The 23,985-nt window shown below is 44.1% G+C and carries 25 protein-coding genes, 1 tRNA gene and 3 pseudogenes; 10 read left to right on the plus strand and 19 right to left on the minus strand.

The window, feature by feature from the left end; all coding sequences use genetic code 11:
* The first annotated feature begins 26 nt into the window (after positions 1-26).
* Positions 27-812 carry a crotonobetainyl-CoA hydratase gene (gene caiD, locus GKR74_RS16810; RefSeq protein WP_108479451.1) on the plus strand — a complete coding sequence of 262 codons (786 nt, stop codon included), beginning with the start codon at positions 27-29 and terminating at the stop codon, positions 810-812.
* Between the two features lie 33 nt (positions 813-845).
* Positions 846-1,478: pseudogene (gene caiE / locus GKR74_RS16815) on the plus strand (carnitine operon protein CaiE).
* 56 nt (positions 1,479-1,534) lie between these two features.
* Here caiE and caiF read toward each other — a convergent pair.
* The 5 genes and pseudogenes from caiF to mutY form a co-directional block, all read right to left on the minus strand.
* Positions 1,535-1,927: a carnitine metabolism transcriptional regulator CaiF gene (caiF, locus tag GKR74_RS16820; protein WP_036954132.1), complete on the minus strand. Its 393-nt coding sequence runs from the start codon at positions 1,925-1,927 to the stop codon at positions 1,535-1,537.
* A gap of 375 nt (positions 1,928-2,302) precedes the next feature.
* Positions 2,303-2,378, minus strand: a tRNA-Phe gene (locus GKR74_RS16825).
* Between the two features lie 191 nt (positions 2,379-2,569).
* On the minus strand, positions 2,570-3,643 hold the full coding sequence (gene mltC / locus GKR74_RS16830) for a membrane-bound lytic murein transglycosylase MltC (protein ID WP_154604525.1): 1,074 nt from the start codon (positions 3,641-3,643) through the stop codon (positions 2,570-2,572).
* 123 nt (positions 3,644-3,766) lie between these two features.
* Positions 3,767-4,036, minus strand: coding sequence for an oxidative damage protection protein (locus GKR74_RS16835; protein ID WP_006657365.1), 270 nt, complete (start codon positions 4,034-4,036; stop codon positions 3,767-3,769).
* A 14-nt stretch (positions 4,037-4,050) separates the two neighbouring features.
* Positions 4,051-5,100: pseudogene (gene mutY, locus GKR74_RS16840) on the minus strand (A/G-specific adenine glycosylase); the annotation flags it as partial.
* 237 nt (positions 5,101-5,337) lie between these two features.
* Between mutY and trmB the strand changes: the two are divergent.
* From trmB to GKR74_RS16865, 5 genes are all read left to right on the plus strand, one after another.
* Positions 5,338-6,054 carry a tRNA (guanosine(46)-N7)-methyltransferase TrmB gene (trmB, locus tag GKR74_RS16845; protein WP_154604527.1) on the plus strand — a complete coding sequence of 239 codons (717 nt, stop codon included), beginning with the start codon at positions 5,338-5,340 and terminating at the stop codon, positions 6,052-6,054.
* A gap of 2 nt (positions 6,055-6,056) precedes the next feature.
* Positions 6,057-6,386, plus strand: coding sequence for a YggL family protein (locus GKR74_RS16850; protein ID WP_036954142.1), 330 nt, complete (start codon positions 6,057-6,059; stop codon positions 6,384-6,386).
* A gap of 36 nt (positions 6,387-6,422) precedes the next feature.
* On the plus strand, positions 6,423-7,391 hold the full coding sequence (glsB, locus tag GKR74_RS16855; protein WP_410431244.1) for a glutaminase B: 969 nt from the start codon (positions 6,423-6,425) through the stop codon (positions 7,389-7,391).
* Between the two features lie 42 nt (positions 7,392-7,433).
* Positions 7,434-8,165, plus strand: coding sequence for a DUF2884 domain-containing protein (locus GKR74_RS16860; RefSeq protein WP_154604528.1), 732 nt, complete (start codon positions 7,434-7,436; stop codon positions 8,163-8,165).
* A 215-nt stretch (positions 8,166-8,380) separates the two neighbouring features.
* Positions 8,381-9,331, plus strand: coding sequence for a siderophore ABC transporter substrate-binding protein (locus tag GKR74_RS16865; protein WP_154604529.1), 951 nt, complete (start codon positions 8,381-8,383; stop codon positions 9,329-9,331).
* Between the two features lie 74 nt (positions 9,332-9,405).
* Here the strand turns inward: GKR74_RS16865 and hemW are convergent, their stop codons facing one another.
* The 9 genes from hemW to rsmE form a co-directional block, all read right to left on the minus strand.
* Positions 9,406-10,545 carry a radical SAM family heme chaperone HemW gene (gene hemW / locus GKR74_RS16870; RefSeq protein WP_154604530.1) on the minus strand — a complete coding sequence of 380 codons (1,140 nt, stop codon included), beginning with the start codon at positions 10,543-10,545 and terminating at the stop codon, positions 9,406-9,408.
* A complete protein-coding gene (gene rdgB, locus GKR74_RS16875; protein ID WP_154604531.1) occupies positions 10,538-11,131 on the minus strand; it encodes an RdgB/HAM1 family non-canonical purine NTP pyrophosphatase in 594 nt (197 codons plus the stop codon). Before rdgB ends, hemW begins: the two co-directional genes overlap by 8 nt.
* A 15-nt stretch (positions 11,132-11,146) precedes the next feature.
* Positions 11,147-11,731 (minus strand): YggT family protein, encoded by a 585-nt coding sequence (locus GKR74_RS16880; RefSeq protein WP_154604532.1) that lies wholly within the window; start codon positions 11,729-11,731, stop codon positions 11,147-11,149.
* Between the two features lie 20 nt (positions 11,732-11,751).
* Positions 11,752-12,573 (minus strand): pyrroline-5-carboxylate reductase, encoded by an 822-nt coding sequence (gene proC, locus GKR74_RS16885; protein ID WP_154604533.1) that lies wholly within the window; start codon positions 12,571-12,573, stop codon positions 11,752-11,754.
* A gap of 16 nt (positions 12,574-12,589) precedes the next feature.
* Positions 12,590-13,282, minus strand: a complete 693-nt coding sequence (locus tag GKR74_RS16890; protein WP_154604534.1) for a YggS family pyridoxal phosphate-dependent enzyme — start codon at positions 13,280-13,282, stop codon at positions 12,590-12,592.
* 128 nt (positions 13,283-13,410) lie between these two features.
* A complete protein-coding gene (gene ruvX / locus GKR74_RS16895) occupies positions 13,411-13,830 on the minus strand; it encodes a Holliday junction resolvase RuvX (RefSeq protein WP_036954161.1) in 420 nt (139 codons plus the stop codon).
* Entirely contained in the window at positions 13,830-14,393 is a 564-nt protein-coding gene (locus GKR74_RS16900; RefSeq protein ID WP_154604535.1) for a YqgE/AlgH family protein, read from the minus strand. The genes ruvX and GKR74_RS16900 overlap by 1 nt, the downstream gene beginning before the upstream one ends.
* Positions 14,394-14,581: 188 nt before the next feature.
* Positions 14,582-15,529: a glutathione synthase gene (gene gshB / locus GKR74_RS16905; protein ID WP_154604536.1), complete on the minus strand. Its 948-nt coding sequence runs from the start codon at positions 15,527-15,529 to the stop codon at positions 14,582-14,584.
* A gap of 9 nt (positions 15,530-15,538) precedes the next feature.
* Positions 15,539-16,270, minus strand: coding sequence for a 16S rRNA (uracil(1498)-N(3))-methyltransferase (gene rsmE / locus GKR74_RS16910; protein ID WP_154604537.1), 732 nt, complete (start codon positions 16,268-16,270; stop codon positions 15,539-15,541).
* A gap of 277 nt (positions 16,271-16,547) precedes the next feature.
* Here rsmE and GKR74_RS16915 point away from each other — a divergent pair, with 277 nt between their 5' ends.
* Positions 16,548-17,225, plus strand: coding sequence for a prepilin peptidase (locus GKR74_RS16915; protein WP_154604538.1), 678 nt, complete (start codon positions 16,548-16,550; stop codon positions 17,223-17,225).
* Here GKR74_RS16915 and GKR74_RS16920 read toward each other — a convergent pair.
* Both GKR74_RS16920 and GKR74_RS16925 read right to left on the minus strand, forming a co-directional pair.
* Positions 17,218-17,862, minus strand: a complete 645-nt coding sequence (locus tag GKR74_RS16920; RefSeq protein ID WP_154604539.1) for a DsbA family protein — start codon at positions 17,860-17,862, stop codon at positions 17,218-17,220. The genes GKR74_RS16915 and GKR74_RS16920 overlap by 8 nt on opposite strands.
* A 119-nt stretch (positions 17,863-17,981) precedes the next feature.
* Positions 17,982-18,854, minus strand: a complete 873-nt coding sequence (locus tag GKR74_RS16925) for an MBL fold metallo-hydrolase (RefSeq protein ID WP_154604540.1) — start codon at positions 18,852-18,854, stop codon at positions 17,982-17,984.
* Positions 18,855-18,994: 140 nt separating this feature from the next.
* Between GKR74_RS16925 and GKR74_RS16930 the strand changes: the two genes are divergently transcribed.
* The gene (locus GKR74_RS16930) at positions 18,995-19,909 is read left to right on the plus strand and encodes a LysR family transcriptional regulator (RefSeq protein ID WP_154604541.1); all 915 of its coding nucleotides are present in this window, start codon (positions 18,995-18,997) and stop codon (positions 19,907-19,909) included.
* On the opposite strand, the pseudogene GKR74_RS16935 reads toward GKR74_RS16930, so the two are convergent.
* A pseudogene (locus GKR74_RS16935) lies at positions 19,832-20,824 on the minus strand (LysR family transcriptional regulator). The gene GKR74_RS16930 and the pseudogene GKR74_RS16935 overlap by 78 nt on opposite strands.
* 123 nt (positions 20,825-20,947) lie before the next feature.
* On the opposite strand from GKR74_RS16935, the gene lysA reads away from it, so the two are divergent.
* Positions 20,948-22,207 carry a diaminopimelate decarboxylase gene (gene lysA / locus GKR74_RS16940; RefSeq protein ID WP_154604543.1) on the plus strand — a complete coding sequence of 420 codons (1,260 nt, stop codon included), beginning with the start codon at positions 20,948-20,950 and terminating at the stop codon, positions 22,205-22,207.
* A gap of 206 nt (positions 22,208-22,413) precedes the next feature.
* Here the strand turns inward: lysA and GKR74_RS16945 are convergent, their stop codons facing one another.
* A complete protein-coding gene (locus GKR74_RS16945; protein ID WP_154604544.1) occupies positions 22,414-22,647 on the minus strand; it encodes a helix-turn-helix domain-containing protein in 234 nt (77 codons plus the stop codon).
* Positions 22,648-22,850: 203 nt separating this feature from the next.
* Positions 22,851-23,972, minus strand: a complete 1,122-nt coding sequence (locus GKR74_RS16950; RefSeq protein WP_154604545.1) for a hypothetical protein — start codon at positions 23,970-23,972, stop codon at positions 22,851-22,853.
* Positions 23,973-23,985 lie beyond the last annotated feature (13 nt).

Consider the following 23,985-nt stretch of genomic DNA (forward strand, 5'->3'; position numbering starts at 1 on the left):
CGAATAACAACCTAAAGGTTTAAACTATGAGCGAATCATTAAAAGTTACCCGTCATGGTGCCGTGCTAGAAATTGTACTCGATAGACCTAAAGCCAACGCCATTGATGCAAAAACCAGTTTTAAAATGGGGGAAGTTTTCCTTAATTTCCGTGATGACCCAACGTTGCGAGTGGCCATTATTACGGGTGCTGGAGAACGTTTCTTCTCTGCGGGATGGGATTTAAAATCTGCGGCGGAAGGGGAAGCGCCTGATGCTGATTTTGGCCCGGGCGGTTTTGCGGGATTAACTGAGATTTTCAACTTAAATAAACCCGTGATCGCGGCAGTAAACGGTTATGCGTTTGGCGGTGGCTTTGAGCTAGCGCTGGCGGCAGATATGATTATCTGTTCTGAAAATGCCAGTTTCGCTCTACCTGAAGCGCAATTAGGTATTGTGCCCGATAGCGGTGGTGTTTTGCGCTTACCAAAAATTCTGCCTGCGCCTATCGTCAATGAAATGGTGATGACAGGGCGCCGAATGGATGCTCAAGAGGCGCTGCGTTGGGGTATTGCGAATGAAGTGGTGCCTATCGAGAATTTAATGGATAAAGCGCGAGAGCTGGCTGAAAAAATAACACAAAGCGCACCGCTTGCTGTTGCTGCACTGAAAGAAATTTTCCGCGCAACCGGAGAATTAACGGTGGAAGAGGGCTATAAATTGATGCGCAGTGGTGTGTTAGAAAACTACCCTGCTGTATTGCACTCTGAAGATGCAACGGAAGGCCCTTTAGCATTCTCAGAGAAGCGTGAGCCAAACTGGAAAGGACGCTAATCCTACGAGTGATTGGATGACTGCGAGGTGATTATGAGTTTTTACAGCTTTGAAGGCGTGACGCCCGTGGTGCATCCAACGGCTTACGTTCATCCTTCCGCCGTGGTGATTGGTGATGTCATTATTGGTGCCGATGTGTTTGTGGGGCCAAATGCTTCATTACGGGGGGATTACGGGCGCCTAATCATCGAAAAAGGGGCGAATATTCAAGACGGTTGCATCATGCATGGTTACAGCGATGTTGAGACTATTGTGCGTGAATCTGGGCATATTGGTCATGGCTCAATTTTACATGGCTGCATTATTGGGCGTGACGCTCTGGTCGGCATGAATAGTGTAGTGATGGATGGTGCCGTGATCGGTGACGAAAGCATTATTGGTGCGATGAGTTTTGTTAAAGCGGGTTTCCAAGGTGAGCCAAGACAGATGTTGATCGGCGCACCTGCACGTTTTCTTCGCCATGTGAGTGATGAAGAACTTCATTGGAAACAGCTAAATACCAAAGAGTATCAAGATTTAGCGGGACGTTATCTTCAAAGTTTAGAGGAAGCTATACCGTTAACTGAGATAGAGCCTAATCGCCCTCGGTTGCAAGGAACTACGGATGTCAAACCGAAAGGTCAATGATGCGGATGTGTAGAATCGTCAATAATATTTTTTCAGTAACCTCAACGCAGGCTTAAAGCCTGCGTTTTTTTGTTATGGCGTCGATGAAAATAATATTAACGACGCTGGGCTTTAGATAGCATCCATTGCCATTTTTGCTCACGATTAAGTTCTGTTGGTGGGACGAGATTCGTTTTCACCGGCGACTCAATCGTCATCTTCTCGGAAGTATAATTTTTTAGGCGAGAGTAAAGTTGACTGTCAATTTTAGTCACTTTAATCAATCGTTGGCATTGGCAGCCTCGTCCCGATAACTTATTGGGGATCATTTTGACTTCACACTGTATTTCTGCCACATCCGAAAGAATATAAGAGACAATATTCACCGCATTGGTATGCGGAATTTCAAAATTATTCGAGATTTCTCTGGCGGTGATCCAGCGACCCTGTTTCATTACCCAGTTTGCAATGGATAAATACATCGGGCTTTTCACTGATTCTTTACACATAAGCGCTCCTTCAGCTCATTGCTTAAAAGTGATTAAGGCAATAAGAAACTATACGCCAATCTTGTTGTTATGATGTCTTGTATATTTATTAGACTATAAATAGCCATGATTAATGATTAAAAGTTGGTTAAAAACGTTGAGAGAAGATTAACTCTAGGTTGTTTTTTTGTTGTTTACCAATGGGTTACAAAACAACTTTTATCATATAGTTATTTATACGCTATAAAATCAACGCAAATGTGGAGCTAAATCAAATAAGATCTGAATTTATGAAATTTAGATTAAGTTAAGGTGGTTACTGAGTAGATTCTGGTTGAATAAGTTTGGAAAGGCTAGAAAGCAAAAACCCGCCACTAGGGCGGGTTCTTTAAATAGTGGTGCCCGGACTCGGAATCGAACCAAGGACACGGGGATTTTCAATCCCCTGCTCTACCGACTGAGCTATCCGGGCAACGGAGCGTATTAAACCTGATTTAAGAGGGTGAGTCAAGGCGGTTTCTAAAAACTTTTGATTGAATGCGTTTTTTTTCAGCGTTTCAATTAATTTTTAAGCAAATCAATGCAAAAACTCACAAAAAGTGAAAAAAAATGCCAGTAACTGTGATGGTTTACTGGCATTTTTATCGCTATTTTAAGGATTTATTAGCGTAGATATTTTTTCTGCGCCTTATTCACTTTAATAAGATAATTACGAGATTCCGCCGCAGGGTGTTTGGTGGAAAGCGTTTCGTAAACTTCTCCCGGCTCTAGGTTATTAATACGCTGAGCCGCTTGTTTTTTATCATTGTGGAAGACGCGTAGCACGCTGCCAGCACCGCCGTTATAAGCTGTAATAACCGCATAGCGACGTGAAGTTGGATTACTGATATCCCCCAAATAACTATTTTGTAAGATAGCTAAGTATGCCGTACCTGTATCAATGTTTTGCTCTGGGTCAAACAGGTAACTGCGGCTTGGTACTCCTGATTTACCTTGGGAGCGGAAGACATCTTTACCGGCTGTGTTTGGCATAATTTGCATCAAACCTAGCGCATCAGAACGGCTAACTGCGTATGGGTTGAAGCTCGATTCAATCTGCATAATTGCCAGAATCAGTGATTCATCTACGCCGTATTTCGCGGATGATTTCTTAATAAATGGCATATATTTATGGGCGCGTTTATCTAAGTGGTTTGGTACCAATTGCATGGTCACCGACCATACAATATTCATACCAGATTGTCTTCGCTGCATTTTATTGCTGATCAGATAATCTGCAAATTTAGTGGCTCGCCACTCCCAGCGAATCGGTTCGCCCGTATTATCCATCACCTGACCAAACAGGAATGGCTCTTTACTGTAGGGAATGTCGTTAATATCAGAATAGAGGTCGATGGAATTCGGGTCATCGCCCATCAATAAAGTGGTGACAATGGCTTTTTTCAGGTGTTCTGACGGTTCAACAGCGGAGATGGTCTCAACCGTGATTGTCCCTGCATCAAAGTTAATGTGGCTACGAGTACGATACTCATCGGTATATTTCACATAGTCTTTAGGCCCTGCAATCAGGACTTCTTTGATCCCCCAAATATTTTCGATGTTATGAGCAAATTGCCCCATCAAAATATCAAAGCCATTGGTATCTTTGACGTAGTCGGGATTAAAGTCGGATTTCTGATTACTGGAGCAAGAAACAATCAGGGGAATCAACAATGTGAGAGCAAATAATTTTTTCATACGATCCACAATAATAATGCAAGCTAGCTGCTATTTCGGTCATTTTCCCTAAAACATTCAAGTTGCAGGAGGTTAGCAAACCGAGCCATGCAACTTGAGGTTCGATAGGTATAGACCTAAAAACTATTTTTCTGGGGTATAGCCATCAATTTGAATATCGTGACCTTCAAATAAGAATTTCACCATTTCTTGTTCCAGCATTTTGCGATCGTCTGGGTTCATGGTGTTTAATTTCTTTTCATTGATCAGCATAGTCTGTTTTGTCATCCATTGACTCCATGCTTCTTTCGAAATCTCATTAAAAATACGCTTTCCTAATTCACCTGGGTAAAGCTGGAAATCTTGCCCATCAGCGTCACGTTGTAAGAAAGTGCAAAAAATGGTTCTACTCATTTATTTTTTCCTCGAATATCAGGTAGTAAGGCAAGTTGTTTTAGTAAACTTTCAACCGGAGCTGCAAGCCCAACGGTTGCGCCTAGGTGTAAGTTATACCAGAGTCCGTTGCCTTCATCCATGGCAGAGTTAAATGCCTGAATATTAACTTTTACAGGGATAATATCTAAATGGAAATGGCTAAATGTGTGGCGAAAAGCAATTAATTGTTCTGGCGTGTCATATTGCAGGCCAGAATCAGCTAGCCACTGAGCCAGTTGCTCATGGCTTTCAAACTGTGGGAAGGCGAATAAACCGCCCCAAATGCCGGAAGGAGGGCGCTGTTCTAACCAGACATTATCTTGGTGCTGAAGGATCAAAAACCATGCACTTTTTTCCGGAATTTTCTGCTTAGGTTTTTTCCCAGGATATTCCTGCCAAGAGTGATTAGCGTAAGCAATACAGCCGGTATTGAGTGGGCATAGTTCGCATTTTGGTTTACTGCGAGTACACACCATTGCACCAAGATCCATCATGGCTTGGTTAAAATATTCCACTTCTACTTTGGGGGTGACGTTGGTGCTGATTTCCCACAGGCGATTTTCTACCTCTTTCTTACCCGGCCAACCCGCGACTGCATAGCAGCGAGCAAGCACGCGTTTTACGTTACCGTCTAAAATTGGGTAATGTTGCTTTTGAGAAAGGGAGAGAATAGCGCCTGCCGTTGAACGTCCCACCCCCGGAAGCGCATTCACTTCCTCAAACGTGGTAGGAAATTGACCATTATATTGGGTAGCAATCACCTGCGCGGCTTTATGCAGATTGCGCGCTCGTGCGTAATAACCGAGTCCTGTCCATAAATGCAGAACTTCATCAAGGGGCGCATTCGCCAGTGCGGTCACATCCGCAAAGCGTTGGGTGAATTTTTCAAAATAGGGAATGACTGTGCTGACTTGGGTCTGCTGCAACATGACTTCAGAGAGCCAAACATGGTAGGAGGATTTTTCCTGCTGCCATGGCAAGGTTTTACGACCGTATTTGTGATACCACTTGAGCACTGCACTTGAGAATTGTTGAGCTTCCATTATTTATAATATTTTTATCGCGATTTCAGTCATGGAGAGGATTGCAACATAGACGGTGATAGCTGTAAACCGCTTCTTGTGTAAAGTTATCCAATTATCAACTGCAAGATCCTTGAAGTTTTGCTAAACTCCCTTTCCCACCATACTTAGATATTAATTAATTAGGTATGTTTGGGTTTTTTTATACTCTTGTTGGCACATTATCTAACTGGACAACGAATTTTTTAGAACTTTATTATGATCAATAACGTTATCTCCCCCGAATATAATGAAGAAGGGCGGGTTATGCGCCGTGTCCGTAGTTTTGTCCGCCGTCAAGGGCGTCTGACAAAACGTCAGGAAGAGGCATTAGAAAGCGAATGGGCAGAAATGGGCATCGATTTTGTCAACGAACCCTTTGATTTCGCAAAACTATTTAATAATTCAAATCCAGTGACTCTGGAAATTGGATTTGGAATGGGCACCTCATTAGTAACGATGGCAGCACAAAACCCAGATCAAAACTTTCTGGGTATTGAAGTGCATGCACCGGGCGTTGGGGCTTGTTTGGCATCAGCGAAAGAAGAGAACATCACCAACCTACGCGTGATGTGCCACGATGCCATTGAAGTTTTAGACTTCATGATCCCGAACGGCAGCTTAGCAATGGTTCAGTTATTCTTCCCTGATCCTTGGCATAAAGCGAAACACAATAAACGTCGTATTGTGCAGGTGCCTTTCGCAGAAAAAATTCGCAGTAAATTAATTGATGGTGGTGTTTTCCACATGGCGACAGACTGGGAACCTTATGCAGAACATATGCTTGAGGTAATGACCAGCGTGGCTGGGTATGAAAACGTATCCACGTCAGGGGACTACGTTCCTCGTCCAGAATCAAGACCAGAAACAAAGTTTGAAAAGCGCGGCCAGCGGTTAGGGCACGGTGTATGGGATTTAATGTTTAAGAGGGTTTAATCATGGCTAAACAACAGCGTAGTCGCCGTTTACGTAAAAAAATGCGTTTGGACGAGTTCCAAGAATTAGGTTTCATTGTTAAGTGGAACTTTAAAGAAGGTACGCCAATCGAAGAAGTGGACAGCGTCGTTGACCAACTGATTGCTGAAGCTATCGAGCCAAACGGTCTGGCATTTGAAGCTAGCGGCTACATGAACTGGGAAGGGATTGTTTGCCTGCAGAAAATTGGTAAATGCACCGAAGAACACCGTCAAATCGTTGAAAACTGGCTAAAATCAAAAGGGATGAACGACGTTGTTGTTTCTGAACTGTTTGATGTTTGGTGGGAATAATAACTAGTTTGATTATTAATAAAGGCATCCAATTGGATGCCTTTATTTTCTAGAGTAATCCATTCTGGAGCAAAACACTTGAGCACCCAGTTTTCTGACCAATTACTGCATGATATTTTGGAGCAAGTCCGCCCCCTGATAGGTCAAGGGAAGGTGGCTGACTACATACCGGCGCTTGGCGGTATTCCTTCACATCATTTGGGGATAGCGGTTCATACCGCAGAAGGTGATATTTTCACAGCGGGAGATGCGAGAAAACGTTTCTCAGTTCAATCCATTTCTAAGGTTCTCAGCTTAACCTTGGCAATGACGCGCTACGAAGAGCAAGAAATTTGGAGCCGTGTTGGTAAAGAGCCTTCAGGGCTGCCGTTCAACTCATTGATTCAAATAGAGATGGAAAAGGGCATTCCCCGTAACCCTTTTATCAATGCCGGCGCGATTGTGATTGCCGACATGCTGCAATCTCGTTTAAGCGCACCAAAACAGCGGATGCTGGAGTTTGTCCGAAAACTCGCTTGCGAACCTGACATTAGCTATGACATCAATGTCGCTCGTTCAGAAATGGAGCATGCGAGCCGCAATGCAGCTATCGCGTATTTAATGAAATCTTTTGGCAATTTTGATAATGATGTTTTAACGGTTTTAGAAACTTATTTTCATTATTGTTCTCTAAGTATGAATTGTGTCGAACTGGCTAGGTGTTTTACCTATTTAATGAATCAAGGTGAGTCGCCTTGTTCGATAGACCCAATTATCACGCCGCTACAATCTCGACAAATCAATGCGTTGATGATGACTTGTGGTATGTACGATGGTTCTGGTGAATTTGCATTTCGTATTGGAATGCCCGGTAAATCAGGTGTCGGTGGCGGTATTGTGTGTGTGGTTCCTAACCAATTTACGGTGGCAGTATGGTCACCGGAATTAGATTCAGCAGGAAACTCTTTGGTCGGCTGCGCTGCCTTAGAGCTTTTATCGAAACGAATTGGACGTTCTGTTTTCTAATTACCTCTCAATCAATCTAGAGGTAATCGACGAGGAGATTTTATGTTACGCCGTACTTTAATTGCGTTTTCATTACTGGCCTGCGCCACCAGCCAAGCGGCGGATTACAACTGCTCGGTAACCCCTAAAGACGACATTTTTATGACGCCTGAACATGTTCAAGTCGTCGGTCGCAGTGGTGATTTAAAAATCACCCCAAATGGTGATGTGACGCTGAATGGTCAAAAAGTTGCACTGACCTCTGAGCAACAGCAGAAAGCATTGCGTTATCAATCAGATATCCGTCAGGATTTACCGTGGATCAAGAAAGAATCTGAAGAGAAATTAGCGGCATCGCGTAAATCCCTCGATAAAGTGGTGGTTAAGGTGATTGGTAGCGATAGTAATATTCGTAACCGCCTGACTAAACTTGAAAAAGATTTAAACGGTCAAATTAACCAAATCATTGAAACTCGTTCAAACGGCTACGTTTTCCACCATGAAGGTATTAAGAAAGTGGAAACGTCAGGGCGTGAATTAGTCAATGAAAGTTTAGGTGGGATTTTACAAGACAGTATCAATGAAATGGGGCGCAAACAGTTACTTGCTGGCGGTGATACCAACAAAATGCTGCAAGGTATGCTAGGTAGCCTCGGTGGGTTACAGCAAGAAATTGATAGTGAATGGAAAAACCAAGAAAACAGCTTCCAGCAGTTTGGTCAGCAAGTTTGTTCTAAAGTCACTTCATTAGAGCAACAACGCATTAGCTTACTGAATTCAATTAACGGTAAATAATTCAGGTAGTTTGGTGAGTTTTCAACGCTATCATTGGTAATGAAAGGCAGTAATAGGGAAACTGATTACTGCCTTTTGCATTAAAAGTCTCATTAAACCATGACGGCATTAACATAAATAAAAACAATACTAAGAATCATTATCATTTAATTGACTTATGAGTAACTCTCCTTAGAATGCTGGTTTGGCTTAACGACTAAATGGGTGTTATTCATATGAAAAAGTTTATTCCAGCGGTACTGGTTTCCATCCTGTCATTCTCCGCGCCTTACGCACTGAGTGCTGAATCTGCTGCATTTACGCCAAACGCAATCACTGCACAAGGTGCTGAAAAAGTCACGGTTAAACACCTTTCCGGCGAAACGGAAGTGGTGAAAAAACCACAAAAAGTGGTTCTGTTTGATTTCGGTATTTATGACTCAATGCAAAAACTGGGGTTAGGGGACAAGGTTGTCGCTCTGCCGATGGGTAATGCACCTGCTTATGTAAAAGCGGGTATCCCTGCGACAGTCAAAAATGCAGGCGGTATGAAAGAACCAAACTTAGCTGAGATTGCTGCATTGAAACCCGATTTAATCGTGATCACGGGTCGCCAAGGTAAATCTTACGACGCATTATCAAAAATTGCTCCGACGCTGAATCTAGGCTCTGACAGCAAAAATTATGTTGAGTCAGTGAAAGCCAACATTCGTTTAATTGGCGATTTATACGGTGACCAAAAAGCGGTGGATGAGCAACTTGCTCAGTTGGATAAAACCATTGCAGAAGCTCAGAAAAAAGCGGCTGCATCCAATAAAAAAGTGCTGGTTTTATTGCACAATGACGGCAAGTTAATCCCAAATAATCAAGCGGTTGTTTACGATGTGGTAAAAGCACAACGTGCTGAATTACCTGTTCAAGCGGATGCTGATAAATCCAAACGTCGTGTGGTGGATACAAAAACTATCGCACAAGCGAACCCTGATGTGATTTTGATTGTGGATCGCAGTGAAGCGATTGGCGCAGGGAAATTAGAAAAAACGGTATTTGAAGACCAAAATATCCAAGAAACCAAAGCCTATAAAGATGGCAAAATCACCTATTTGCAATCTGACTTGTGGTATCTTTCCGGTGGCGGTTTAGTCAGCCTCACCGAACAAATCGATGCAGTCACCAAAGCACTGTAATCGACATCAATTTGTTACCCTTATTTAAAAGAAAAAGCCAGCATTAAGCTGGCTTTTTTATGGATAAATAAAACTTACTCTTCCCCTAAAAACAGCTCCAGTAGGGAATTTAAGAACAACTTTCCATGTTCGGTAATTTGCCATTCATCAGCGGTTTCTGAGATATAGCCTTTGGCTAAGGCTTCATCGATAGCTGGGCGAACCACAGACTCTGCCAGACCGGTATAATCAGTAAATTCACGGCGAGGCATCGCTTCAAGTAACCGGAAACGGTTCATAAAATACTCGAATGGGCGGTCTTCGTTCTCAACATTATATTGATTATCAAGATAACGACCTTCCATATAACCCCGAGGATGTTTGGTTTTGACGGTGCGTAAAATTTGCCCATCGGTTGATGTGATTTTGCCATGTGCGCCACAACCGATACCTAGATAATCCCCAAAGCGCCAATAGTTAAGGTTATGTTCGCACTGATAACCCGCTTTGGCATAGGCGGAGGTTTCATATTGCTGATAGCCTGCCGCTGTCAGTAATTTATGCCCTTCGGTGTAGATATCCCATAGGGTATCGTCATCCGGTAAACGCGGCGGGCGAGAACCAAACTGTGTGTTCGGCTCAATGGTTAGCTGGTACCAAGAAAGATGCGGCGGAGCGAGTTCAATCGCTTGGCGTAAATCCGATAGCCCTTCGTCGCGAGTTTGTGACGGTAAGCCGTGCATTAAATCCAAATTAAAACTGCGTAGATTTAAGTTGGTGGCGAGCAGAGCGGCGCGTTTAGCTTCACTAGGGCCATGAATACGACCCAACATGATCAGTTTGTCGTCTCCGAAGCTTTGTACTCCGATGGAGATACGGTTGATCCCCGCGGCTTGGTAGCCTGCAAAACGGTCAGCTTCCACTGTGCCGGGGTTGGCTTCCATAGTCACTTCAGCATCGGGGGCTAAATTCACGCGCTCACGAACGCCATCCATCAACATCTGCATGGATTCAGCGGTTAATAAGCTCGGTGTACCGCCACCAATAAAGATAGTTTTAACGGGGCGGTCGCCAATCAGTTCGGCATCTTTATCCAGATCGCTAAGCAAATGCTCAACATACTCAGTTTGAGGGATTTCCCCCTTAAGAGTATGTGAGTTGAAATCACAATACGGGCACTTTTGTACACACCAAGGAATGTGGATATACAAGCTTAATGGGGGAAGCTTAAGCATTTTTTAGGGCATCCAACATCATCGCAAGCGCTTTACCACGGTGTGATACCGCTTGTTTTTCGGCTTTAGTCAGTTCTGCTGAGGTACAGCCTAATTCTGGTATGTAGAAAATTGGGTCGTAACCAAAGCCACCTTGCCCTTTTGCTTCACGGGTTAAAACTCCGTGCCAGCGACCATGAAATACTAATGGCGTCGGGTCTTCAGCATGGCGCAGATACACTAACACGCAGTTAAATTGCGCTTGGCGCTGGTCATCGGGCACATCTTTCATGGCATCGAGAAGCTTATCGAGGTTTTGCTGGTCGGTCGCATCTTCACCCGCATAGCGTGCAGAGTAAATTCCCGGTGCTCCACCTAATGCATCCACAGAAATACCGGAATCATCGGCGATGGCGGGTAAGCCTGTTTGTGCCGCAGCATGGCGAGCTTTTAAAATTGCGTTCTCGATAAAGGTTAATCCGGTCTCTTCTGCGGATTCAACCCCAAGGCTGGTTTGAGCGACGATATCCATGCCGAACTCGCGAAGTAAATCCGCTAATTCATTAACTTTTCCCGGGTTACCTGTGGCTAATACAACTTTTTGCATTGTTTCTCTCTTCCCTTACATAATGCCGACAGAGAACAGCATGGCGGTTAACGCAGGATCAATCATTAAAGAGACATCGACGCGTAAGTAGTTCAGGGCGATCAAAATAAACATCACAATCATCGCAGAGAAGTCTAACCCGCCCATGGCTGGAATAATGCGACGAATCGGTGCCATTAACGGTTCAGTTAATTGGAACAGTAAATAATCGACAGGGTTACGGCCTTGACTGACCCAGCTTAAAATGGCGCGAATTAAGATCATCCAGAAAATCAATTTACCGATATAAGTCAGTAAGAGGATCAATCCCATTGGTAGTAAAGTCAAACCGATGGCCGGCAGCATATTGGTCGCCCACATACCAAAGATAATGTCAGCAATCGCCAGTATAAATGCCACCAGCAGGGTTGTAGTATCAATGGAGCCAACGGATGGAATTAAGCGGCGTAAAGGTCCCACGATAGGTTGAGTGGCTTTAACCACAAACTGCGAGAATGGGTTATAGAAATCGGCACGAACGCACTGCATCCATACTCTGAGCAGAAGCACAAAGATGTACAGTTGGATCAGGGTGGTAACAACAAAAACGATAGTCTGCATGGCTTATCCCAAAAAATAAATTAAAAAAGTTTTTCCATTTCTTCCGCACGGTCAATCGCGCTTTGCATAGCATTGGCGACAGTTTGCGGTAGATGACCTTGGTAAAATTGCTCTAAAGCCATTGCGGTGGTACCGCCTTTAGAGGTGACTTGCTCACGCAAGGTTGAAAATGGGGTATCTCCCTGTGATTTCGCTAATGCTACGGAGCCTTCAATAGCATTAAGAACCAATTCGCGGGCTTGTTTTTCATCATAGCCAAGCTGCTCGGCTTTTTTCTGCATGGATTCCATAAACAGGAAAAAGTAAGCGGGGGAGCTACCGGTTAACGCAATGATATTGTTGATTTCGCTCTCTTTGGCGCACCAGGTTGTTGAACCGACGCTTTCCATCAATTGCTGAGTAAATTGTTTATCATCTTCAGAGACATTGGACTGTGCAAACAAGCCACTAACACCTTTACCCACCAGTGACGGCGTGTTTGGCATAATGCGCACTAAACGCAGTGAATGGGCAAAATAGTCATTATAACGAGCCGCAGGAATACCGGCAGCGATGGTTAATATCAGCTTATTTTCTAAGTTTGTGAGTTGTCGAAGAGGCTCACAAACGTCTTTCATCATTTGCGGTTTGACGGCAAGCACAATCACGTCCGCTTGTTGGGCGGCGGTGAGATTATCATTGGTGCTAATGATGCCGTAGTCTTGCGCCATTTTGTCACGGCGTACAGGGGTTGGTGAACAGACGGTGATCATCGATGCAGGATAGCCATGAGCCACAAGACCCGCAATAATGGCATTCGCCATATTTCCCGCGCCAATAAAGGCAATTTTGCGATGTTGCATGTTGTTCTCCTAAAGATTAATTATGGTACTGACGGGCACCAAAAATAGCGGTACCGATGCGAACAAGTGTTGATCCGCAGTGGATAGCAGCGCGCATATCGTCGGTCATCCCCATGGATAAAGTGTCCACAGTCGGGTAGTTAGCTTTCAATTGTTCGAATGCCTGTTCCATTTGGCGAAACGCTGCACATTGGCGCTCATAATCGGTTTCTGGGGCTGGAATGGTCATTAACCCACGCAACACTAAATTGGGTAATTGGGCGACTTGAGCAGCAAGTTCATTTACTTCCTCGAGGGTTATCCCCGATTTGCTGTTTTCATCACTAATATTAATTTGGATCAGCACATTCAGCGGCGCTTTATTTTGAGGGCGCTGCTCATTTAAACGTTGGGCGATTTTGGCGCGATCTAAAGTATGGAACCAATCAAAATGTTCTGCCACTAAGCGGCTTTTATTGGACTGTAGTGGACCAATAAAGTGCCAAACTAGGTCGGTTCTTTCCGCAAAGTGCTGGATTTTCTCCACGCCTTCTTGCACATAGTTTTCACCAAATTGGCGTTGACCTGCCTCGATAGCTTCCATAATGGCTTCACAAGGTTTGGTTTTACTCACAGCTAACAGGGTAATATCTTGAGGGGAGCGGTGACACTCGGTTGCAGCAAGATGAATACGCTCAGTGACATCAGATAGGTTTTTTTGAATGGTCATGTTATTCAATACCGTTTTTCAGTTGCTTTCGGTGAATAGTGAGAATTAGCCCTAGTGTAAAACATATTAAAGGCGAACGGCACCTTTGCAGCAACTGAATGGGGAAAATAAACGTAAAGATGTGCCTTTTAGTAATTTTGTTCAAACCAACTTTCTAAAATCACCACCGCAGAGGCAGAATCCACTTTGCCTTTGCTCAGTGCGCGATAGCCACCTTGCTCAAACAGCCCCGATTTCGCCTCTACGGTAGACAGCCTTTCATCATGCAGTTGAACCTGCACACCAAAGCGTCCGTGAATGCGATTGGCAAAATTACGTGCTTGGCTAGTGACGAGCTGCTCAGTACCATCCATATTTAAAGGAAGCCCGACGATCACGAGCTGCGGTTGCCACTCTTTGAGCAATTTTTCAATTTGTGACCAGTCGGGTCTGCCATCGCTGGCTTTTAATGAGGCTAACGCGCGCGCGGTACCGGTGATCTCTTGACCGACAGCGACGCCAATACTTTTCGTCCCAAAATCAAACGCTAATAGAGTTCTTGCTGACATTAAGCGTGCCCCGCTTGCATGGAGATATTATGGATGTCGATGCCTAAAAGTTTGCCTGCGGCTTTCCAGCGTTCATTTATCGGCGTATCAAAAATCAGTTTAGGATCGGCTTTAACGGTCAACCAGCTATTTTCCATGATTTCACTTTCTAACTGCCCAGGTTCCCAGCTTGAATAACCGAGAGTGACTAAAGAATTCATGGGATGCAGTTCACTGCCTAACGTCTCTAAAATATCTTTAGAGGTGGTTACCATGACATGGTCATTGAGGCGCAAACTTGCCGCATAACCCGCCACAGGGGTATGGATAATAAACCCGTGCTCTTCAGAAACAGGGCCACCCGCAATCACCATTTTTTCAAGATTTCGCGTGTTGGTATTGTCAGACACGTCAATTTCGAGCTTTTTCAGCATGGTCGCGACAGAAAAATCCTCAATAGGCTTGTTGATCACGAGGCCCATCGCACCATTTTCATTATGTTCGCAGATATACACCACGGAATGGTCGAAATAGGGATCCGTCAGTGAAGGCATGGCAATTAAAAAATGATTCTGTAAGTTCATAAATGGCAAGCTCAGGGGTTATGTTCCTATTCGTTGAGATAACATTATGGATTAAAAAAAACTATGGCTTAAAACAAAAACTATGGCTTAAAACAAAAATTATGGGCTAAAAAAATAACGCCAAAGGCAACCTCGAAAGGCTGCCTTTTTGAGACGTATCTGTTAACAGATACTATTTTTCATAAAGACTATTTTTTCAGGCGGCGCTCGATCGCATCCATCAACATACCAGTGATGGAGATATCAAATGCAGCTTCAATTTCACGGGCGCAGGTTGGGCTTGTGACGTTAATTTCAGTCAAGCGATCACCGATAATATCCAGACCCACAAAAATCAGACCTTTTTCTTTTAAGGTCGGTGCGACAGCGCGAGCAATCGCCCAGTCACTTTCTGTTAATGGGCGGGCTTCACCACGGCCACCGGCTGCGAGGTTTCCTCGGGTTTCCCCTTGTGCAGGAATACGCGCAAGGCAATATGGCACAGGTTCGCCGTCCACCACCAGCACACGTTTGTCACCGTCTTTGATAGCAGGCAAAAAGTTTTGCGCCATGCAATAACGGGAATTGTGCTCGGTTAACGTTTCGATGATAACGCCAACGTTCGGGTCTTCTTTTTTCAAACGGAAAATAGAGGCGCCACCCATACCGTCCAACGGTTTAAAAATCACGTCACCGTGTTTTTTATGGAATTCACGCAGTTTTTCAGAGCTACGAGTGACTAAGGTATCTGGTGTTAACTCAGGGAACCATGCCGTAAACAGCTTTTCGTTACAGTCACGTAGGCTTTGTGGCTTGTTGACGATCAGGCTGCCCGCTTGTTCTGCGCGCTCAAGAATGTAAGTCGCGTAGATATATTCAGTATCAAATGGCGGATCTTTACGCATTAAAATGGCGTCAAGGTCGCTCAGGGCGATGTCTTGTTCAGAATGGAATTCATACCATTTGGTTGGGTTCTCTTCGACCGTCACAATCTTTGTGGTCGCACGGGCTTCGCCTTGGTGCAGGTACAGGTCGTTCATCTCCATATAATGGATTTCATAACCGCGGCGTGCAGCTTCCAGCATCATTGCAAAACTGGTGTCTTTCTTGATTTTAATGGATGAAATAGGATCCATTACTATGCCGAGCTTGATCATTTTATCTCCTTAACCCAAGTCACCTAAACGCACTTGTAATGCCGTTATAGCGGTTAGCGCGGTCGTTTCTGTTCGTAATACTCGTGGCCCTAACAGGATATCAGTAAATTGATAATTGGCTGTCATGGCAATTTCATCAGCGGATAAGCCGCCTTCTGGGCCTATCAGCAATCTTACGTGCTTTAAATCAGCGGGGAGCGTGTTGATGCTCTCACTTGCCCGAGGGTGTAAATTAATTTTAAACGCGCCGTCATTTTCTGCACACCACGCTTCAAGGGATTGAACGGGGCGGATTTCAGGAATGCGGTTGCGACCACTTTGCTCACAGGCGGCAATGGCAATTTTTTGCCACTGCTGTAATTTTTTCTCTAAACGCTCGCCATCAAGGCGCACACCACAACGTTCTGAAAGTAGTGGTGTGATTGTGTTGACGCCAAGTTCCACAGATTTTTGAATGGTGAATTCCATTTTTTCACCGCGGGACATCACTTGCCCAAGGTGGATATCTAAGGGGGATTCACGGTCATCCAATGTGCAGTCTTGGATAGTCACAAACACATTTTTTTTCGTTGCTTCTGTAATTTCAGCGCGGAATGTGTGATTGCTTCCATCAAACAATTCTAGCTGTTGTCCGGCTGTCATGCGAAGAACTCGACCCACATGGTTGGCTGCATCATCACAAAGCGAAATGGTGGTATTAATTTGAAGTGGCTCTGGGTGATAAATGCGTGGAACGCGCATGATTTTTCCTTAGTCCAATAATTAAGATAACTGATGCAGGATATGGGGGCAGAATCTCGAAAAACAAGAGGACGGACTGAGTTTATAACTAAAAAGAGGGATTTTTTAGCTCGTCTGTGCCTTGCATTTCACACTCTCATATCGACACTAAATTTGTCGATAAAACCGACTCAAAACCACGAAATTATAGTGTTGGTTTCTGCGTCTAGCACCGTATAGTAAGCCCTGTCTTTGTCTAGTAAACCCATCTTTAGCGCTCATGGAAAAGGAGAACACCATGATTGATGCCGTAAATGGATTTTTAATACCTATATCGTTAATCACACTATTGTCCCTCTTGTCATCGTGGCTGACAACTCTGTTACTGAGGGAAATTCCTGCCCGCTATTTTGATTTACCGAGTATTACCATTAACGTGAATCGGGTATGGATAGATTATTGGATATTGGGTGCGGGGATCGTGCTCCTTGGTTACCCACCTTCGGTTCTCGCTTTATTATTTCTGTTTTTCAACTTGGTTATCCCATTAGGTTTAATCGACCTAAAAACGGGCTATTTACCGGATGTCCTCAATTATCCGTTATTGGTTTTTGGCCTGTTATTTCAATGGGGAATGCCAGCGGGAAATTTGTTATCCGCTATTTATGCGCTGCTGTTCAGTTATATTGGGTTAGTGGCTATCACGACGTTGGTGGAAAAAATTCGTCGGAGACCGCAAATGGGGAGAGGGGATTTTAAATTAATTGCTGCGTGCGCGACGTGGCTCGGTGTATTCAATCTTCCCTATTTTCTAGGGCTTGCCGCGAGCTTAGGTTTACTGCATTTTCTTTGGCGCACATGGCGAGAAAAAAAGGAACGGCGAGGCAAACAGAAATTCGTGCAGAGCATTCCGTTTGGTCCCGCCATTATTTGCAGTGCCAGTTTTTGGCTGTTGCTTAGTTGGCATCCTAATTAGCGGCTTTCACCAGTGAGTCTAAAAATTGCTGCCATTTTTCTGGTTCGCCAAGGTAGTTTTGCAGTGGTACGCGCAGCCATTTGCCTTGCTGTTCGATTAACAGCGTTGGAAAGCCAGATGCACCGGATTGGCCGAGTAATTGCTTACTTTGAGCAATATGCGCGTCTGTTTCAGTTTGCGCGCATTGGGCATAATCTTTTTGGAACTGCTCAACATTCAAACCAATGTCTTGCGCCACTTCCACTAAGACTTCGGGCTGTTTAATCTGGCGCCCCGAAACGTAATGGGCTTTTTGCAACGCTTTGAGCATTTCAACGCCTTTGCCCTGTTTTGTTGCGGCCAAAATGGCGGTTTGTGGTGGCGCAGAGTCCATCACCACATTGGGTTGGTGCAGCATTGCGATGTAGTCATCACCAAAAACTTGCCCCGTCATTGCCGCAATGCGTTTATCTGATTGCAAAATATATTGACGGAATTGGTCGTCAAGATGCAGTCGTGCATTGCCCGCTAACATCCCGCCACCGTGTAATTCTAGGTGAATATTTGGGTGATTAGCAGCGATGGCAATTAACGGTGCAGCGGCATAACACCAGCCACAGTAAGGGTCATAAATATAATGTAGGGTAATTGTGTTCATGGTTTTTATTCTCTCTAATTCTTTGTTTTATCATTCTATTTGAATCGCTGAAAAACAGCGAACTGACGGAGAATAGTCAGCGCTATCTCCGTCACAATTGGTCTTAGCTGATTAGTGACTTATTGCGGCCACTGCATTTCGCCTTTTACCACTTTAGCGCCTAATTCTAAGCTGGATTTATCATCCAAGCTTGGATAGAGCGTTTCCATTTTCTTGATAAGCTCTGCGGAATTTTTACTTTGGCTGTTAGCTTTTTCAAAGTCCGTTAAATATTTTTGGGTAAAGGTCACGCTTGCCAGATCCATTTTGGATTTGCCCGTAAAGTGCCCCGGAACAACTACACTTGGTTTCAGCGCTTTGATGCTTTCTAGCGTTTGTTGCCAATCTTGACGTGATTGCTTAGTTTGTGTGTCGGCAACCCAAACGTGGATATTGTCAGAAACAACGACACCCCCGACAACAGCTTTGAGTGAAGGCACCCAAACGTAGCTTCTGTCTGGTGATGCACCATCTAACCCTTTAATTTCTAACGTTTCACCATCCACAGTGAAGTGATTAGTTTTGATAACTTCAGGCACCACAACTTTGCTTGGCGCTTCATTTTTTAAGACGCCGCCCCAGTAAGCCAATTTGCCATCTTTAGTGGCGTTAATCGCATCAACGGTTTGTTGAGTCGCAACCACTTTCGCATCAGGAAAGGCTTTAGTTAGCGTTTCTAAACCAAAATAGTAGTCTGGGTCAGAGTGGCTGATATAAATGGTAGTCAGCTTTTTATCCAGCTTTTTGATTTTATCGACCAGCTGCTGGGCATCATTGTTTTGGAATTGTGCATCAATTAAAACCACTTCTTTATCGCCACTGATAATTTCAGAAGAGACAGGGAACACACTGTTATTACCCGGGTTATAAACATCTAAAGTTAAGTTAGCAGCTTGAGCAAAATGCGTGGCAGTAGCAAAGGCGGTTGCAGTTAATACAGTCGATAATTTCATTTTCTTATCCTAATGTTAAGTCATCTAATGTTCAGTCATGTTGTGTGCCTGATTTGGCTTGGTGTGTATATTAAATTGCAATTAAGGTAAGAAAAACGCCATAATCAGGTCATCTTTGTTGCATAAATCGGTCAAATAATATGGATAGACTCAAAGCGGTGCAGGTGTTTATTACTATTGTAGAACAAGGTAGCCTCAGCGGTGCGGCAGATAAATTGGATATGTCCCGTGCAATGGTGACGCGCTATTTGGCTGAAATGGAACAGTGGGCAGGGGTACGCTTGCTTAACCGTACCACGCGGCGCTTAAGTTTAACGTCAGCGGGGGAAGGGGTTTATCAGCAATCATTGCAGCTAAATGCTATTTCTTTAAGCGTTCCGGTTGAGCAAAAGCACGATACGAAAGAGTTAGCGGGGTTGGTGCGCATTAGCTGCTCCCAATCTATCGCTCAAAGTGCATTGTCTCTTGCCATTTCTGAGTTTTTGCAGATGTATCCCAATATGATGATTGATATGCAGATCTCGAATAAATCGGTGAATTTAATCGAGGAACGTATCGATCTGGCTATCCGTATCACCAATCAGTTAGAGCCGAATTTAATTGCCAAGCCGCTATCAACCTGCCATTCCGTAATTTGTGCTTCGCCGAAATTTCTACAAGGCAAAAATTTACCCACCAAACCCGAAGATTTGGCTCTGATGGAGTGCCTCACTTACAGCTTTTTTGGGCGTAGCATGTGGAGCTTTGAAAAGGCGGGAGAAACCTCGACGGTGTTGGTAGATGGGCGTTTGAGTGCGAATGAATCCGTATTTTTAATGGAAGCAACATTAAATGGCGCGGGTATCGCGATGCAGCCTTACTATTCTGTGGCGAGCTATTTGCAATCGGGGGAGTTGGTTCAGTTGTTACCGGATTACACACCAATGCCCCTTGGTATTTATGGGGTCTATACCAGCCGGCAGCATATGCCAACGCCATTACGTGCCGTGATCGATTTCCTTGCCAACTGGTTTAAAACATCCTCTCACTGGCTCTCATTGATGTCGCAGCGCTAAGGCGAGATCATGCTCTATTTGCGTAAAGGTTCGTTGCAAATGTTCAGTAAAAATATGGGTGACCTGCGAAGATGGGCGGTGATTCGGCGTAATTAAGCTAACGGTAAATGGAATAGAAAAACTAAGTGGACGGATCACCAGCTTGCCTGCTGATTGTTGATAAAAATCCAATGCAGTCAGTGGGTTGACGATAGAAACTCCAATTCCTTTCAAGGTCATGGCGCAAATAGAGGAAGCGGAGTGGGTTTCCATTACCATTTTGCGCTCCACTTGATGCTCGGCAAAGATGGTATCAATGATTTGCCGATAGCTATCTGTGAGAGACAGGCTAATAAAACGCTGTTGATGAAAATCTTGTGGAGTGAGGACTTTTTTCTGTTCGAAAGGGTGCCCAATGGGCAGCACGCAAACTTCATTTAATGAACCCAATGTCAGTTGTTCCGTACCTGGCGGGGTTTGTAAGTGCTCAGTTAACCCCACATCATAACGCTGGGCGGATAGCCACTCTTCTAGCACGGGGGATTCTTGTGGGATCACCGTTAAATTCACATCTGGATAATTTTCCATAAAGGCTTGGCAAACTTGTGGTAGCAAAGATTGTGCGAAAGCCGGTAAGCAGGCAATAGAAATTTGAGCGTGTTCAAAGCGGCGAATAGTTTCTGCTGAGTTGCGAATACGCTCTAAACCATAATAGGAGTGTTCGACTTCTTCATGAAAGCGTAAGCCTTGTGCCGTTGGGTGTAAGCGACCTTTGACTCTATCGAATAATTTAAACTGTAATAAATGCTCGAGTCGCGCCAGTTCTCGGCTGATGGTTGGCTGAGAGGTATTTAGCAATGCAGCCGCCTCAGTGAGATTGGGGGTGGTCATTACCGCACGAAAAATTTCAATATGTCGCCAAGAAATTGCCTGCATGATTGCTCCTCTCGCATTTCTATATCAGATATGAATAGACTTTAGCAAAAAGGATATTTTTTTTCCCATCTTATTCGTCTAATAATCGAGCTCACTATAATAAAACTTGCCAACGAGGTTCTGATGACCACATTCACCAACACCACCAGCCAGTATCTAACTCCTGAGCATTTGCGTGCGCTGCCTGCGCAGTTTGGTACGCCAGTCTGGGTTTATGATAGTGAAGTGATTATTGACCGTATTGAACAATTGAAAGTGTTCGATACCGTTCGTTTTGCTCAAAAAGCCTGTTCCAACATTCATATTTTACGTTTGATGCGTGAGCAGGGCGTGAAAGTGGATTCGGTGTCATTGGGTGAAATTGAGCGTGCGTTAGTGGCGGGTTTTCAGCCAGGTCGTGAAAAGTCGGAAATCGTATTTACGGCGGATGTGTTAGATCCAGCCACGTTGCTGAAAGTGACAGAGTTAGATATTCCGGTGAATGCGGGCTCTATCGATATGCTGCAACAGATTGGTGAGCATAAAGCCGGCCACCCCGTTTGGCTACGTATTAATCCGGGTTTTGGGCATGGTCATAGCCAAAAAACCAATACGGGTGGAGAGAACAGCAAGCACGGAATTTGGCACCAAGATTTACCGGAAGCATTAGCGAAAATCCAGCAGTACAACCTGAAGTTAGTGGGTATTCACATGCACATTGGCTCCGGTGTTGACTACCAGCATCTTGCCAATGTGTGTGATTCCATGGTGGAACTGGTGATGTCTGCGGGCGTGGATATTGAGGCTATTTCGGCGGGTGGTGGTTTATCAACGCCTTATCGTGAGCACGATGAAATCATTGATGTTCAGCACTATTACAGCCTGTGGGATAACGCGCGTCAGCGTATCGCGCAGCACTTAGGTCACTCTATTGAATTAGAAATTGAACCGGGGCGCTATTTAGTGGCGGAGTCGGGTGTTTTATTGGCACAAGTGCGTGCAGTTAAAGATATGGGCAGCCGCCATTATGTGCTGGTGGACAGCGGTTTTAACGATTTAATGCGCCCTGCGATGTATGGCAGTTATCACCATATTTCGGTATTGCCTGCAGACGGCAGCAGCGTTGATCATCAGCCATTAAAAGAGACCATTGTGGCGGGGCCATTGTGTGAATCTGGAGATGTATTTACCCAGCTAGAAGGTGGGATGGTGGAAACCCGATTACTGCCAGCAGTCAACGTTGGGGATTATTTAGTTTTCCATGACACAGGGGCTTACGGCGCGTCGATGTCGTCGAATTATAATAGCCGCCCATTGCTGCCTGAAGTGTTGTTTATTGCAGGTATTCCGACACTTATTCGTCGCCGTCAAACTATTCAAGAGTTATTAGCCTTGGAACTGTAAATTAAATTTTAATTATTATATATCTAAAAAAGACTCTGCTAGCAGGGTCTTTTTTATTTATAGGCAATGATTGATTGAAACGGTACCCCCGTAATATTTTACGGAGGATCTCAATGTGACATTAATAGAAGCAGTTAATGAATAAGTTAGCGTTGAATTTATAAATACATAAGCATGAATGATATTAAAAATAGAAGCTTTATATACTAAAAATCGGCTTCAACGGCATCAATTAATTGCCTCCACGATTTATCAAGAACACACAGAAGATCATCAAGCTGTTCTAAATTTAAATTCGACCTCGCTGTTTCATAGCGGGATATCTGTTGCTGACTAATGTTCATTAATTCAGCGAGTTGAGCGCCAGTTAAACCCATTTCGGTTCTTGATTTACGAATAAAACGTCCAACTCTAACTGTTAAGCTATCGTTGATTTCCATGGTAACCTCATTAATTTTAATAATATATTTAAAGTGATTTAATCATTTAAAGAATAATTAATTCACTCCTCTTTTTTATGGTGATTTCTATTTTATTTGAGTAAAAGCATTGCGATTTTTATTTTATTTATGCCAGTAATTTTATTGGCTTTTTATTTTGAAATTTATCTTTATTACCAAAGTATCTCGGATTTAAATTAAGATTAGTTCCAGTAAATATTCAGAGTGGCGGTTGCCTCTGCGACGCCTAAGGTATAAGTACCGGTAGAGCATAATGTGAAATTATAGGGAATGGCGTTGCTTCCCGACCTTAATTTCCCAGCGGCAATATTTTGGTCTTTATTGGTAAATTGAATCCATCCGAGATGGCTGCTATTTCCATTACAAACACCCGTTTGTACAATTCCAGGGCCAATCAACCCTCTAATTTCTGCGGGAGCCTCAGAGGTTGAACCGACCATGTTCATTTTTAAGGTATTTGTGTAACGAGCATTCGTTCCTGTGACTGACATTGTGGCATCAAGTTCAGCGTCGGCATCCCCTGAGCAGTTAACGGTGACATTTCCGGTTTCATTGGCCAGTATGGTGCCATCCGTTTCATTGCCGGATAATTTTACATTCCGGAAATCTACAATTGGCGGTGCCAAAACGGTGCAAGCCAGTTGCCCTACGACCACATATTCAACCCCTGTGCCGATGATTTTCCCAGCACTATCAGGGGTATCGGAGGGAGTTCCTCGGTTGATATATAAGCTTTCTAGCGTTCCCATGGTGCCTAATGGGATGCTTTCTGGAACATAAATACCCACTTTGACGCTACCTGTTGTACTGCCACCACTCCCAGATAAGTTAACGGCACCTAATCCTTGCTGTGTTGTTCTCGGGTCTGCACACCATGCTGCTTCAGTGTAAGTCTGAGGGGACAACACGCCTGTCGGTGAAAAGGTGTAGCTATAAGGTAAGGGTTTTAGCATACCCAGAAATCCCCAGTTAAAATCACGGGTACCTGAAATGGTTCCTGAGTACAAAACCAATAACATCCCTGGGGCAAACTGATATCCGGTATAGCCATCTAATGTGGTCAGTTTGATATCCTGATTAGGGGATTCGCAACGTGAACTTGCGTTGCTTCTACTGACGTTAAAGGCTAAACCATCCCAGTCAGGTTTAGTGAGTGTTAAACCATTACTTCCTTTGATATTGGCTGAAGCTGTACCAAGTTCATTGAATCCTCGATGTAATTCAACGGCGGCTTGCGCATAGCCGAAGAGCCAGATAAGGATACATAAAATCAATGTTAGTAATAATGGTGGCTTTATCATCATGTTGTTCCTAGAA

Origin of the sequence: Providencia sp. wls1914, assembly GCF_009706645.1 — a bacterium.
GTDB lineage: Bacteria > Pseudomonadota > Gammaproteobacteria > Enterobacterales > Enterobacteriaceae > Providencia > Providencia zhijiangensis.

Bases quoted from the DNA above. Each gene is read 5' to 3' on its own strand.
- lysA (WP_154604543.1), top strand. From the start codon at position 20,948: ATGACCACATTCACCAACACCACCAGCCAGTATCTAACTCCTGAGCAT.
- rdgB (WP_154604531.1), bottom strand. From the start codon at position 11,131: ATGCAAAAAGTTGTATTAGCCACAGGTAACCCGGGAAAAGTTAATGAA.
- GKR74_RS16945 (WP_154604544.1), bottom strand. From the start codon at position 22,647: ATGGAAATCAACGATAGCTTAACAGTTAGAGTTGGACGTTTTATTCGT.
- rsmE (WP_154604537.1), bottom strand. From the start codon at position 16,270: ATGCGCGTTCCACGCATTTATCACCCAGAGCCACTTCAAATTAATACC.
- caiF (WP_036954132.1), bottom strand. From the start codon at position 1,927: ATGTGTAAAGAATCAGTGAAAAGCCCGATGTATTTATCCATTGCAAAC.
- GKR74_RS16950 (WP_154604545.1), bottom strand. From the start codon at position 23,972: ATGATGATAAAGCCACCATTATTACTAACATTGATTTTATGTATCCTT.
- GKR74_RS16930 (WP_154604541.1), top strand. From the start codon at position 18,995: ATGGATAGACTCAAAGCGGTGCAGGTGTTTATTACTATTGTAGAACAA.
- glsB (WP_410431244.1), top strand. From the start codon at position 6,423: ATGCCTTTATTTTCTAGAGTAATCCATTCTGGAGCAAAACACTTGAGC.
- proC (WP_154604533.1), bottom strand. From the start codon at position 12,573: ATGCAACATCGCAAAATTGCCTTTATTGGCGCGGGAAATATGGCGAAT.
- GKR74_RS16890 (WP_154604534.1), bottom strand. From the start codon at position 13,282: ATGACCATTCAAAAAAACCTATCTGATGTCACTGAGCGTATTCATCTT.
- GKR74_RS16860 (WP_154604528.1), top strand. From the start codon at position 7,434: ATGTTACGCCGTACTTTAATTGCGTTTTCATTACTGGCCTGCGCCACC.
- GKR74_RS16920 (WP_154604539.1), bottom strand. From the start codon at position 17,862: ATGAACACAATTACCCTACATTATATTTATGACCCTTACTGTGGCTGG.
- hemW (WP_154604530.1), bottom strand. From the start codon at position 10,545: ATGCTTAAGCTTCCCCCATTAAGCTTGTATATCCACATTCCTTGGTGT.
- GKR74_RS16925 (WP_154604540.1), bottom strand. From the start codon at position 18,854: ATGAAATTATCGACTGTATTAACTGCAACCGCCTTTGCTACTGCCACG.
- GKR74_RS16850 (WP_036954142.1), top strand. From the start codon at position 6,057: ATGGCTAAACAACAGCGTAGTCGCCGTTTACGTAAAAAAATGCGTTTG.
- GKR74_RS16865 (WP_154604529.1), top strand. From the start codon at position 8,381: ATGAAAAAGTTTATTCCAGCGGTACTGGTTTCCATCCTGTCATTCTCC.
- GKR74_RS16900 (WP_154604535.1), bottom strand. From the start codon at position 14,393: ATGAACTTACAGAATCATTTTTTAATTGCCATGCCTTCACTGACGGAT.
- gshB (WP_154604536.1), bottom strand. From the start codon at position 15,529: ATGATCAAGCTCGGCATAGTAATGGATCCTATTTCATCCATTAAAATC.
- trmB (WP_154604527.1), top strand. From the start codon at position 5,338: ATGATCAATAACGTTATCTCCCCCGAATATAATGAAGAAGGGCGGGTT.
- mltC (WP_154604525.1), bottom strand. From the start codon at position 3,643: ATGAAAAAATTATTTGCTCTCACATTGTTGATTCCCCTGATTGTTTCT.
- GKR74_RS16835 (WP_006657365.1), bottom strand. From the start codon at position 4,036: ATGAGTAGAACCATTTTTTGCACTTTCTTACAACGTGACGCTGATGGG.
- GKR74_RS16915 (WP_154604538.1), top strand. From the start codon at position 16,548: ATGATTGATGCCGTAAATGGATTTTTAATACCTATATCGTTAATCACA.
- GKR74_RS16880 (WP_154604532.1), bottom strand. From the start codon at position 11,731: ATGCAGACTATCGTTTTTGTTGTTACCACCCTGATCCAACTGTACATC.
- caiD (WP_108479451.1), top strand. From the start codon at position 27: ATGAGCGAATCATTAAAAGTTACCCGTCATGGTGCCGTGCTAGAAATT.
- ruvX (WP_036954161.1), bottom strand. From the start codon at position 13,830: ATGTCAGCAAGAACTCTATTAGCGTTTGATTTTGGGACGAAAAGTATT.